Genomic DNA, 12,188 nt, shown 5'->3' with positions numbered 1-12,188 from the left:
CACCAGCACCGAGGCCGCAACGGCGCAGCAGAGAAGTCGTTCCATGATGTGGAAGGTGACGTTTGGTTCCACCGCCCGCCTGGCGGGCGGTGGCAGCGCGGGAGGCGCATCAGGTGAGATGCGCGGCCTCCTCGGCGTCGTCATCGTCGGCGGCGGCGCCCCAATGCGCGGCGTTCTTGATGGTCGGGTCGATCAGCTCGCCGCGCAGCAGCGCCAGCGGAGATTTCCAGTACAGCGCGATGTTGTGCAGCGGGTCGGTGAGCACCTTGAACGCCCAGATCAGGCCGGTCGCGGCATCCTGCGTCGCAAACAGCTGAACGACGCGGAAGAGACCACCGCCGATGCCGACCGCGAGCCAGAGCACGCCGACGTGACGGACGAACTCCATCCGGCTCGCCGGCGCGTCGAACAGCCCGAACATCGTCGGGAAAACGAACAGCGCGACCGGCACCAGCCCCCACACCGTGAGCAGCACGATCTTGCGGGTCTGATTGTAACCGACCTTGACCGCTTCCTTGTAGTCGTTGGTCACGTCATTGACGTGATCATAGCCGTTCGGCTCGAAGAAGAAGTGCCCGGTCTGCCGCGTCAGCATCGCCAGCCAGCCGACCAGGCCGGCCATGGCCGGGTCCTTGAACAACAGCGCGTAGCAGACGAGGAAGATCACGGCGCTGATCAGGTGCAGCGTCTGATTGATCCGGCTCTGATGATAGTAGCGATAGTCGTCGAAGCGCTGCGTCTGCAGGGTCTTGTAGTAGCGCGACATGCGAATCCCCGTTCGTTTGTGGAACGAGGTGGAGACGTAGAGAGCGTCAGTGAAGGCGACGTGACATGATGATGTTGTCACAATGAAACCGACCGGCTTCAGATATTATTCGTTGCATATGCAACGAGTCTGCAATCTGTCGCGCCAGGCGCATCTTTTTAGTTTTGTCGGTGGCAGGGCTGTGGTCATTGATTCATGTCAAATCCGCGCCGGTCTTCGTTGCGCCGCCTCTCCCCGTTCTCCACGGGGGGAGGGTCGGGGCGAGGGGCAGCCGCACGGGAATTATCAACGGAGAGATTCGCATCCTCTCACTCGGATCGCATTCGACGATCGTAACTTCGGGCCGGCCTATCTCCACATCGTCATGGCCGGGACAAGCCCGGGCATGACGGATTACCTGGTTGGCGGATCGTTTGTTGCAACAGCGCTCATGTCGCAACGTCAGCGACCCGGCGCGCGCGCCAGCCGGATGGCCTCGCTCAGGACCGTGCGGTCGCCGATGTGGTTGGCGAGCAGCAGCACGAGTCTCGCATTCATGCGCAGGGCGTCGTCCTCGCTCAGCTCGCGCTGGCTGCCGATCAGCTCGGCATAGAAACCATCGGGATCGCTGATGTTCGGCGTCAGGGTCAGACTCATGCGGCAAGCTCCTGCTGCACAGTGCCGGTCTTGCCGCAGGCGCGCCGGACCGCGGCGGCGATCTTGGCCTCGTCGAACTGCGGGAAGCGGGCGGTGACGTATTGATCGGGTCGGAATACATAGGTCGTGCCTTCAGCGGCGCCGTAGCGCTCCGCGAGCAGACCCTTGGCGTCGGCGATATCGCGTCCGACGACGAGCACGCGCGCCGCGATGCCGTCGACGTTGAGCTCCTTGGCCGTAACGGCGTCGTCGAAGGTGAGAACCGTGAAGCCGCCGCCGAGGCCATTCAGCAGCCAGCCGGGCTGCCCCGCCATGGTCACGGGCGCGTCGGCCGCATTGGTGCCAGGAGTCATGGCGCCGCTGTCAGGCGCGCCATCGGGCGTGTTCAGCGACGACGCGACATAGGGCGTCGGCGTCGACAGCCGCCCGCTGTTGACCAGCGGACGCGCGAAGCTGTGGTGCTGCGCGAGGTCCAGCACGGCATCGCGGAAGTGCCGGCTGACTTGCGTCTTCGGCGTGATGAAGTCGGTAGCACGCGTCGAGTTCAGGATGTTGTCGTCGGCGGCGAACGCCCGCTCCTCGTGATAGCTGTCGATCAGGCTCTCGGGGGCCTCGCCACGCAGCACGAGCGAAAGTTTCCAGGCGAGATTGTCGATGTCCTGCACGCCGGTGTTGGCGCCGCGGGCGCCGAACGGCGACACCTGATGTGCCGCGTCGCCGGCGAACAGCACGCGCCCATGGCGGAATTGATCGATGCGACGACAGGCGAACTGATAGATCGACACCCATTCGAGCTCGAAATCGGCGCTCTCGCCGAGCATCGCCCGGATGCGCGGGATCACACGTTCGGGCTTCTTCTCCTCGTCGGGATTGGCGTCCCAGCCGAGCTGGAAGTCGATGCGCCAGATGTTGTCCGACTGGCGATGCAGCAGCACCGACTGTCCAGGATGGAACGGCGGGTCGAACCAGAACCAGCGCTCGGTCGGGAAGTCCGCCGTCATCCTGACGTCGGCGATCAGGAAGCGGTCCTGGAAGAACTGGCCCTTGAATTCGGCGCCGACCATGCGGCGGGTGTCGGAATTGGCGCCGTCGCAGGCGATCACCCATTGCGCCTCCATGCTGAAGATGCCGTCCGGCGTCTCCACCGCGAGCTGCGCGTGGTCGTCGGTCTGCCTGAGGCTGACGAGGCGGTGCTTCCAGCGCAGGTCGACCAGCGGGCTCCTGCTGCAGGCGTCGACCAGGATCTCTTCGAGATGATATTGCTGCAGGTTGATCATCGCCGGCCAGCGATGGTCCGGCTCGGGCAAGAGGTCGAACTGATAGGACAGCTGGTCGCGGAAGAACACCTTGCCGATGTTCCAGCTGACGCCCTTGTCGACCATCGGCGCGGCGCAGCCAAGCCGGTCCCAGATCTCCAGCGGCCGCTTGGCGTAGCACACCGCGCGGGAGCCGATGCTGACGGTGTCGTTGTCGTCGAGCACGACCACCGGCTGGCCGCGGGCGGCAAGATCGAGCGCCGCGGTGAGGCCGATCGGTCCGGCGCCGATCACGACGACCGGGTGACGGCGGGTCTCGCCGCCGCGCTGCTCAGCCGAGCAGGCATAGGGAAATCGCGGATAGACATAGTTGCTCATGGCTGCCTCGCTTGGCGCGTTGCGCTCGCGGGGCTATCGCATTTGACCCATCTGAGTTTTTCGCGAAACCGTCTCCACATCGTCATGCCCGGGCTCCGTCCCGGGCATCCACGTCGTCGTTCTCGGTATGCCGGACGACGTGGTTGGCCGGGACAAGCCCGGCCATGACGACGTGGAGACAGATGAGCGCAACACATCGATCGTCATATGCGATAGCCCTGATTGCGGTCGGGACGGTGGAGAAGAACGAGCGCTCAGTCGACGCCGGCAAACTCCTTCTCATGCATCCAGGCGGTGTGGCGCGGCGGCTTCTTGGTCGTGGCCCATTCGTCGACCATGGCGTGGGCGACCGACTTCATCCGGGCGATCTGCTCGGGGGTGGCGGTCCAGGTCGCGATCTCCAGGCGGTGGCCGCTCGGATCATGGAAATAGATCGACTTGAAGATGGTGTGGTCGGTGATCCCGACGACGTCGAGCCCGGCGGCCTCCGCGCGCGCCTTGGCCTCTTCCAGCTCCTCCATGTCCTTGACCTGGAAGGCGATGTGCTGGGTCCATTCCGGGGTGTTCGGATCGCGGCCCATCGGCGGCGAGTTCGGCAGCTCGAAGAAGGCAAGAATGTTGCCGTTCCCGGCATCGAGGAAGATGTGCATGTAGGGATCGGGCGCCTTGGTCGAGGGCACGCGGTCTTCGGCGATCGCGCCGAGCAGGTCCATGTCGAGGACCTTCTTGTAGAAGTCGACCGTGGCCTTGGCGTCGACGCAGCGATAGGCGACGTGATGGATCTTCTCGATCTGCATGATGGTCCTCCCATGATCGTTGTTGGCAAGATAGTAACGGATGATACGATTGGGCGGCTTTGATCCAGATCAACCCGAGCTGGATCGGATTGGGGTGGCGAGAGGCGAGCGGACGAGGACAGGGGATGCGATGACGAAGGCGGCCGACGAGACCCGGGATCAGAGAGGCGATGACGGAGCGCCTGAGCGCGAGCTCAGGCTGCAGCGCTATTTCCCCTACCGGCTGGCGCGGCTCGCCGAGCAGGTGTCGCTGGCGGTGGCGGAGGTCTACGCCGACCGCTTCGCGCTGTCCCGGCAGGAATGGCGGATCCTGGCGGCGCTCGGCGAGCAGCCGCGGCTGCCGACCAAGCAGATCGGCCGGCTGACGACGCTCGACAAGATGAACGTCAGCCGCGCCATGCAGAGCCTGGAGGCCCGCGGCATCGTCAGCCGCAGCCGCGATCCCGCGGATGGACGCGAGCGGATCGTGACGCTGACGCCGGCGGGGCGGGCACTGTATCGCAGGATCGTGCCCTATGCGCTGGCCCGCGAGACCGATCTGCTCGACGTCCTGACCAGGGACGAGGTCGCCACCCTCAACGCGGTCATCGACAAGCTCCTGGGCGCCACGGAGCGGCCGGCATGATGTCCCGCCGCTTCGTAGCAGCTGGGGTTGGGAAGAGGCACACCGGCTCTCCAACCACAACCGTCATGCCCGCGAAGGCGGGCATCCAGTACGCCGCGGCCTCTCGGTTCAATTCCGCCTGCCGCGGCGTACTGGATCGCCCGCCTTCGCGGGCGATGACAGCGGAGGCCGAGGTGACAGCTCGGCCAATACGGACGGAACGAGCGTTGGCAGGGGACGATCGAAGCCTTGATCGACGCCGTCGCCGCGCTATATCGACGGTCTCCCCTTCATTGCCAGCATGGGCCAACGCACGACGATGACCGACACCGCGACCGTTAGCCATTCCTTCCAGGCCGAAGTCTCCGAGCTCCTGCATCTGATGGTGCACTCGGTCTACTCCGAGACCGACATCTTTTTGCGCGAATTGATTTCGAATGCCTCAGACGCGTGTGACAAGCTGCGTTACGAGGCCATCGCCAAGCCGGAGCTGATCGGCGACGGCGAGCCGCCGCAGATTCGCATCATTCCGGACAAGACTGCGAACACGCTGACGATCGCCGACAGCGGCATCGGCATGGACCGTCAGGAGCTGATCGACCATCTCGGCACGATCGCCCGCTCCGGGACCAAGGCGTTCGTGCAGAAGCTCGCCGAGGCCAAGGACGGCACCGGCCTGATCGGCCAGTTCGGCGTCGGCTTCTATTCCGCCTTCATGGTCGCCGACCGCATCACCGTGATCAGCCGCCGCGCCGGCGGCAGCGAGGTCTGGACCTGGACCTCGTCGGGCGGCGCCGGCTTCGAGGTCGCGCCGAGCTCGGAGGAGGATGCCAGCCGGGTGACGCGCGGCACCGAGATCGTGCTGCATCTCAAGGACGACGCCAAGAAATATCTCGAAACCTACGAGATCGAGCGCATCGTCACCGCCTATTCCGACAACATCCAGTTCCCGATCATGCTGGTCCAGCCGGAAGGCGAGCCGCGCCAGATCAATTCGGCGAGCGCGCTGTGGCAGCGCTCCAAATCGGAGCTGTCGGCGGAGGACTACGCCAAGGCCTACAAGTCGATCGCCAACGCCTTCGACGAGCCGGCGATGACGCTGCACTACCGCGCGGAAGGCCGCTATTCCTACGCCGTGCTGCTGTTCGCGCCCTCGACCAAGCCGTTCGATCTGTTCGAGCCGGCGCGCAAGGGCAAGGTCAAGCTCTATGTCCGCCGCGTGTTCATCACCGACGATGCCGATTTGATGCCGGCGTATCTGCGCTTCATCCGGGGCGTGATCGACAGCGAGGACCTGCCGCTCAATCTGTCGCGTGAGATGCTGCAGAACAATCCGCAGCTGGCGCAGATCCGCAAAGCCGTGACGACGCGCGTGATCAGCGAGCTGGAGCAGCTTGCCGAGAAGGACGCCGAGAATTTCGACAAGATCTGGGACTCGTTCGGCGCCGTCATCAAGGAAGGCCTCTACGAGGACTTCGAGCGTCGCGACAAGCTGCTGGCGCTGGCTCGCTTCACGACGACCTCAGGCGAGCGGCGCTCGCTGAAGCAGTATGTCGAGGGGCTCAAGGAGAACCAGACCGAGATCTACTTCCTGGTCGGCGACAGCATCGAGCGGCTGAAGTCCAATCCGCGGCTCGAGGCCGCCAAGGCGCGCGGCGTCGAGGTGCTGCTGCTGACCGATCCGGTCGATGCGTTCTGGACCTCGGCGCGGCTGGAGTTCGACGGCAAGCCGCTGAAATCGCTCAGCCAGGGCGACATCAATTTCGACCCGATCCCGGTGACCGAGACGGAGGCCGAGGACGAAGCGAAGCCGGCGGCCGACGAGGCCAACACCATCGCGCTGATCAAGGCGAGCCTCGGCGATCACGTCACCGACGTGAAGGTCTCGACCCGGCTGACCACCAGCGCCTCCTGCCTCGTCGCCGGCAGCCATGGGCCCGATCGCGAGCTGGAGCGGATCCTGTCGCAGCAGGCGCGCGGCGCCCGGACCAAGCCGATCCTCGAGATCAACCTGCGCCATCCGCTGGTCGTGGCGGTCGCCAAGGCGGCGGCCGACAAGGCCAAGGTCGACGATCTGTCGTTCCTGCTGCTCGAGCAGGCGCAGATCCTCGACGGCGAATTGCCGGAGGACCCGGCGGCGTTCGCCGCGCGGCTCAACCGGCTGGTGCTGCAGGGCGTGGCGGGGGCCTGAGGCGCCGGATGCGGGCGCGGAGATCAGTTCTTCGCGCTCGTCTGTGGGACCAGCTTGCGCCAGTGCATGATCTCGGCGCGGTAGGTCGCGGCGTAGATGCCGGTGTCGCCGGGGATCGGCGTGGCGCCGACCTCGGCGAACTGCCTGCTGATCTCGGGATCCAGCAGCGCCGCGTTGATCTCGCGGTTGAGCAGCTCGACGATCGGCTTCGGGGTGCCGCGCGGTGCGGCGACGCCATAGAAGCCGGAGGTCTCGAACGCCGGCAGCACGTCGGCGACCGGCGGGATATCGGGGAAAGCTGCGGCGCGCTCGCGCGTCGACACCGCCAGCGCCCTGACCTTGCCGCTGCGCAGCAGATCGACGGCGGACGCGGTGTTGTCGAACATCGCATGGATGTGGCCGGAGGCGAGGTCGATCAGCGCCGGGCCCGAGCCGCGATACTGGACCACGGACCAGCTGATCCCGCCGAGCGTCCGGAACAGCTCGGCCGACAGCAGCTGGACGGTGCCGGGACCGGCGGAGCCGACGCTGAGCTTGCCGGGGTTCGCCCTGGCATAAGCGAGGAACTCGGCCAGCGTCTTCACCGGCAGCTCCTTGTTGACCAGGAGCAGCAACGGCAGCCGCGCGATGCCCGCCACCGGCACGAGTTCGCCGGAGCTGTCGGGATCGGGCATGGACTCGCGCGAGGCGTTGATGACGTTGGCGGTCGATGTCGCCAGGATCGTGTAGCCGTCGGGAGCGGCGCTCGCGACGCTCTTGGTGGCGACGTTGCCGCCCGCACCCGGCCGGTGATCGAGCACGAAGGCCTGGCCGAGCCGGCGGGTCAACCGGTCGCAGATCAGCACCGACAGGCGGCCGGTGGCGCCGCCCGGGGCGAATGGAATGACCCAGGTGACGGGCCGGGATGGATAGGGCGCGTCCCCTCCCGCCGCCGCCGCGGCCGGATGGATGGCCGCGGCAGCGCCGCTCCAGGCGGCGCATTGCAGCAGCGCACGTCGTGTGATCGTCGTGTCCTTGGGCATGCCGGCCTTCGCGTTGGCATGTGCTGGGAGATGCAACCTAGCCGGTATTTGCAAGAACTTCGTAAAGGATTGCATTCGCATCAACCGCGATCGACTTTCAGCAGGTTAACCGTGCCGGTTAACGGCCGGTCAGGCGCGGCCGCCTATAAGGACGCCGAACTCGAAGCGGTGGCAGCCATGACATCCGAGCGCGCGGAGCGATCTGCGGACCCCATCATGCCCGGCCCGAAGCCGTCGGCGGCGAAGATCTGGCTCAAGGCGATCGAGCTGACCTCGCGCATCGAGGCCGAGCCTCAACGGCTGTTTGCCGACATCATCGACGACTGGACCGCGAAGCAGCCCGCGCGGCCGGCGCTGATCTCGGATCGCGGCACGCTCAGCTATGCCGCCCTGTCCGCCCGCGTGAACCAATATGCCCGCTGGGCGCTGACCGTCGGCGTCGGTCCAGGCGACACGGTTGCCCTGATCATGCCGAGCCAGCCGGACTATCTGGCGGCCTGGCTCGGAATCAGCCGCGTCGGCGGCGTGGTCGCGCTCATCAACACCAATCTGGTCGGACCGTCGCTGGCGCATGGCATCGGCGTCGCCAAGCCAGCCCATGTCATCCTGTCCCGAGAGTTCGCCGAAGCCTACGCCGGCGCGGCGCCGCTGATCGCGAGCGCGCCCCGCGTCTGGATGCATGGCGGCGATCTCGAGGCGACGGTCGCGGCCATGGACACGCGGGCGCTCGCAGCGGCCGAACGTCCCGCCGTCACCATCAACGACCGCGCGTTGCTGATCTACACCTCCGGCACGACCGGCCTGCCCAAGGCCGCCAGCATCAGCCATCGCCGCGTCCTGAATTGGGGTGGCTGGTTTGCCGGCCTGACCAGTGCCGGTCCCGATGACCGGCTCTACGATTGCCTGCCGGTCTATCATTCCGTTGGCGGCATCGTCGCGCCCTGCAGCATGCTGCGCGCCGGCGGCACGGCGGTGCTGGCGGAGAAATTCTCGGCGCGGAACTTCTGGCGCGACATCGTTCGTCACGATTGCACGCTTGTCCAATATATCGGCGAGCTCTGCCGCTATCTGCTGGCGGCGCCACCCTCGGAGCTCGATCGCATGCATCGGCTGCGGCTCGCCTGCGGCAACGGCCTGCGCGGCGACATCTGGGAGCCATTCCAGGCGCGCTTCGCGATCCCGCAGGTGCTCGAATTCTACGCGGCGACCGAAGGCAATTTCTCGCTCTACAATGTCGAGGGCCGGGTGGGTTCAATCGGCCGGGTGCCGTCGCTGCTCGCGCATCGGTTTCCGGCTGCGATCATCCAGCTCGATGCGGATCAGCGCGCGCCGCTGCGCGGGCCCGACGGGTTGTGCCTGCCATGCGCGCGCGGCGAGACCGGCGAGGCGGTGGGCCGCATCGGCAAGGCCGACGAAGGCGGCGGTCGCTTCGAAGGCTACACGGACGGGGCCGAGACGGAGAAGAAGATCCTGCGCGATGTCTTCGTCAGGGGCGATGCCTGGTTTCGTACCGGCGACCTGATGCGCCAGGACGACCAGGGCTTCTTCTATTTCGTCGACCGCGTCGGCGACACGTTTCGCTGGAAAGGCGAGAACGTCGCGACCAGCGAGGTGAACGACGCGATCCTGCAATGTCCGGGTGTCATGGAGGCGTCGACATATGGCGTCGTCGTGCCCAATGCCGACGGACGTGCCGGCATGGCTGCACTCGTCGTCAATGACGACTTCGACGTCGATGCGCTATCAGCAGCGCTTGCCCGGCGGCTCCCGGCCTATGCGCAGCCGGTGGCGCTGCGCATCACGCCGTCGCTGCAGTCGACTGAGACCTTCAAGCAAAAAAAGCAGGAACTCATGGGCGACGGATTCGATCCGGCGCTGGTGTCCGACCCCATCTATCTGAGAGAGGCGGTGACCGGCGCCTATCGCGTGCTCGACCGCGAAGGCTATGCGCGCATCGTGGCGGGCGAGGTCCGCTTGTAGAGAATTTTAATCATAGGCGATGAAGCGCATTTACCAACGCTCTCGAAACATCCGGGTAAACACCGGGTTCCTTCACCATCGCCCCCTATCGTTGGCTGCATCGTTTTGAACAGCAAGTGGATTGGCCCATGTCGGTACGGTTGAGGATCATTGCGGCGATCAAGCAGATTGCGGACGAGCAGAAGGTCAAGCTGCCGCAACTGACGGATGAGCTGACGCTGCACGAGACCGGCTTCGATTCGCTTGCGTTCGCCATTCTGGTCGCCCGCCTCGAGGATGATCTCGGCGTCGATCCGTTCACCCTGTCCGAGGACGTGACGTTCCCCAACACGATCGGCGACTTCATCAGGGCCTATGAGAATGTCCCCGCGTGAGATCTTCGCGCTACGCGATCATCTCGGGACTGCGCTGACGGAGCGGACGATTTCCGATCCGCGTCACGCCGTGACGCTCGCGCAACTGACGACGGGCAGCTGCCTCGGCGGACGCGCCGGCGAGCTCGACGGACGCTCGGTGCTGCTCGCGACCTCCGGCCAGCTCCTGGCCGGCCTGGCGCTGATCGAGATCGACGGCGTTGCCCGGCGCATGCTGCTGTGCCCGCCGGACCTGAAAACCGAGCATCTCGCCAGCATCATCGCCGACGCGGAGATCGATGCCATCGTCACGGACGAGCCGGAGCGCTTCTCCGAGTGCGCGGTGAACCTCAGCGTTCCGGTTGGGCTGCCCGCGCTCTCGGCCCGGATGGCGCAGACCACGCGTGCCACCGAATGGCTGATGCTGACCTCGGGCACGTCGGGGGTGCCGAAGATCGTCGGCCATACGCTGGAAGGCCTGTGCGGCGCCATCATCGGCGATCGACCGGTCCCGGGCGACGCTTTGCCGGTGTGGGCGACCTTCTACGACATCCGCCGCTACGGCGGGCTGCAGATCTTTCTGCGTGCGATCGTCGGCGGCGGCTCGATGGTGCTGTCCGACCCGGGCGAGGCGCTGGCCGATCATGTTGCGCGCCTCAACAAATGCGGCGTCACGCACATCTCGGGAACACCATCACATTGGCGCAAGCTGCTGATGAGCGGATCGGCCGAACAGTTCGCACCGCGCTACGTGCGGCTTTCCGGCGAGATCGCGGATCAGGCGGTGCTGGATGGCTTGAAGCAGGCGTTTCCGCGGGCCTCGATCGGCCACGCCTATGCTTCGACCGAAGCCGGCGTCGGCTTCGCCGTCAATGACGGGCTGGAAGGGTTTCCCGCGACGCTGCTCGGCGAAGGCCGCGGTGCCGTCGACATGAAGGTTGTGGACGGTTCGCTGCGCATTCGCTCCAGGCGCGCCGCGCATGCCTATGTCGGACGCGCGGCGGCTGCGCTCACCGATGGCGATGGCTATGTCGACACCGGTGACATGGTCGAGCTGCGCGGCGAGCGCTACTACTTCGTCGGCCGGCGCAACGGCATCATCAATGTCGGCGGCCTCAAGGTTCACCCCGAGGAGATCGAAGCCGTGATCAATGCCCATCCCGACGTGCGGATGTCGCGCGCCAAGTCGCGGCGCAGCCCGATTACCGGCGGCATCGTCGTCGCCGAGGTCGTGCTGACGGCGGATGCTGATCCTTCACGCGCGGATGCAGTGACCAAGGAGATCCTCGCCGACTGCCGTGCGCGTCTCGCGGCTCACAAGGTGCCGGCGATGATCCGCTTCGTCCCGGCGCTCGACGTCACCCCGGCCGGCAAGCTGGCGCGCAGCGATGCGTAATGTCCTGGTCACCGGCGGCAGCCGCGGCATCGGGCTCGCCATCGCGCGCCGGCTCGCGGGCGCTGGCTTCGACGTCGTCGCGGTGGCCCGCCGCGAGAGCGAAGATCTGCGCGCGGCCATCGCCGAGTTCAGCGCCAGCAGTGCCGGAATTCATTTCCGCGCCTGCGACCTCAGCGCCGTCGACGCGATCCCCGCTTTCGTGAAGTCGGTGCGCGACGAGTTCGGTCCGCTCTATGGTCTCGTCAACAATGCCGGCATTGGCACCGAGGGTCTGCTTGCGACCATGCACAATTCGGAGATCGAGGGCCTGGTGCGGCTCAACGTGCTGGCGCCGATGATCCTCACCAAATATGTCGTGCGGCACATGATGGCTGCGGGCGAAGGGCGCATCGTCAACATCTCCTCGATCATCGCCAGCACCGGCTATAATGGCCTTTCGGTGTATGGTGCGACCAAGGCAGCCGCCAACGGCTTCACGCGCTCGCTGGCACGGGAGGTCGGCAAGGTCGGCATCACCGTGAACGCGATCGCACCGGGTTTCATCGCCACCGAGCTGACCCAGAACATGGACGCGGAGCAGCAGCGGCGCATCGCCGGTCGCAGCGCGCTGCGGCGGCTGCCGGAGACTGACGACGTCGCCGCAATGGTCGAGTACTTGATGGGCGAGGGTGGCCGCAACGTCACGGGTACCGTGCTGACGGTCGACGCAGGCAACACCGCTTGAGGCCAATGCCTCCGGCTGGCACCGCGGCAACGTGCCTCGCGGTTGATTTCGCTCAAGCATACGCCGGGTCGCAGCGGCGATAGTG

11 protein-coding genes are annotated in these 12,188 nt (G+C 66.1%); 6 read left to right on the top strand and 5 right to left on the bottom strand.

The window, feature by feature from the left end; all coding sequences use genetic code 11:
* Positions 1-109: 109 nt before the first annotated feature.
* The 4 genes from QXZ94_RS20475 to QXZ94_RS20460 all read right to left on the bottom strand — a co-directional run bounded on the left by QXZ94_RS20475 (position 110) and on the right by QXZ94_RS20460 (position 3,833).
* A complete protein-coding gene (locus QXZ94_RS20475) occupies positions 110-766 on the bottom strand; it encodes an Mpo1-like protein (protein ID WP_315721933.1) in 657 nt (218 codons plus the stop codon).
* 441 nt (positions 767-1,207) lie between these two features.
* Positions 1,208-1,402, bottom strand: a complete 195-nt coding sequence (locus tag QXZ94_RS20470) for a DUF2783 domain-containing protein (RefSeq protein WP_315721932.1) — start codon at positions 1,400-1,402, stop codon at positions 1,208-1,210.
* On the bottom strand, positions 1,399-3,036 hold the full coding sequence (locus tag QXZ94_RS20465) for an FAD-dependent oxidoreductase (RefSeq protein WP_315721931.1): 1,638 nt from the start codon (positions 3,034-3,036) through the stop codon (positions 1,399-1,401). Before QXZ94_RS20465 ends, QXZ94_RS20470 begins: the two co-directional genes overlap by 4 nt.
* A 254-nt stretch (positions 3,037-3,290) precedes the next feature.
* Positions 3,291-3,833 (bottom strand): VOC family protein, encoded by a 543-nt coding sequence (locus QXZ94_RS20460; RefSeq protein WP_315721930.1) that lies wholly within the window; start codon positions 3,831-3,833, stop codon positions 3,291-3,293.
* 130 nt (positions 3,834-3,963) lie between these two features.
* Here QXZ94_RS20460 and QXZ94_RS20455 point away from each other — a divergent pair, with 130 nt between their 5' ends.
* On the top strand, positions 3,964-4,458 hold the full coding sequence (locus QXZ94_RS20455; protein ID WP_315721929.1) for a MarR family transcriptional regulator: 495 nt from the start codon (positions 3,964-3,966) through the stop codon (positions 4,456-4,458).
* A 298-nt stretch (positions 4,459-4,756) separates the two neighbouring features.
* Entirely contained in the window at positions 4,757-6,628 is a 1,872-nt protein-coding gene (gene htpG / locus QXZ94_RS20450) for a molecular chaperone HtpG (RefSeq protein WP_315721928.1), read from the top strand.
* 23 nt (positions 6,629-6,651) lie between these two features.
* On the opposite strand, the gene QXZ94_RS20445 is transcribed toward htpG, so the two are convergent.
* Positions 6,652-7,650 (bottom strand): tripartite tricarboxylate transporter substrate binding protein, encoded by a 999-nt coding sequence (locus QXZ94_RS20445; protein ID WP_315721927.1) that lies wholly within the window; start codon positions 7,648-7,650, stop codon positions 6,652-6,654.
* Positions 7,651-7,827: 177 nt separating this feature from the next.
* On the opposite strand from QXZ94_RS20445, the gene QXZ94_RS20440 reads away from it, so the two are divergent.
* The 4 genes from QXZ94_RS20440 (at position 7,828) to QXZ94_RS20425 (ending at position 12,103) form a co-directional block, all read left to right on the top strand.
* Positions 7,828-9,630: a long-chain-acyl-CoA synthetase gene (locus QXZ94_RS20440; protein ID WP_315721926.1), complete on the top strand. Its 1,803-nt coding sequence runs from the start codon at positions 7,828-7,830 to the stop codon at positions 9,628-9,630.
* A gap of 128 nt (positions 9,631-9,758) precedes the next feature.
* Positions 9,759-10,004, top strand: coding sequence for an acyl carrier protein (locus QXZ94_RS20435; protein WP_172132190.1), 246 nt, complete (start codon positions 9,759-9,761; stop codon positions 10,002-10,004).
* A complete protein-coding gene (locus QXZ94_RS20430) occupies positions 9,991-11,379 on the top strand; it encodes a fatty acid--CoA ligase family protein (protein ID WP_315721925.1) in 1,389 nt (462 codons plus the stop codon). Before QXZ94_RS20435 ends, QXZ94_RS20430 begins: the two co-directional genes overlap by 14 nt.
* Positions 11,372-12,103: an SDR family NAD(P)-dependent oxidoreductase gene (locus tag QXZ94_RS20425; RefSeq protein ID WP_315721924.1), complete on the top strand. Its 732-nt coding sequence runs from the start codon at positions 11,372-11,374 to the stop codon at positions 12,101-12,103. The genes QXZ94_RS20430 and QXZ94_RS20425 overlap by 8 nt, the downstream gene beginning before the upstream one ends.
* Positions 12,104-12,188: the final 85 nt, after the last annotated feature.

It is taken from the genome of Bradyrhizobium sp. SZCCHNS2022 (genome assembly GCF_032377575.1).
GTDB classification, from domain to species: Bacteria; Pseudomonadota; Alphaproteobacteria; order Rhizobiales; family Xanthobacteraceae; genus Bradyrhizobium; species Bradyrhizobium aeschynomenes.
This window is presented reverse-complemented; position numbering and strand designations above follow the sequence as displayed.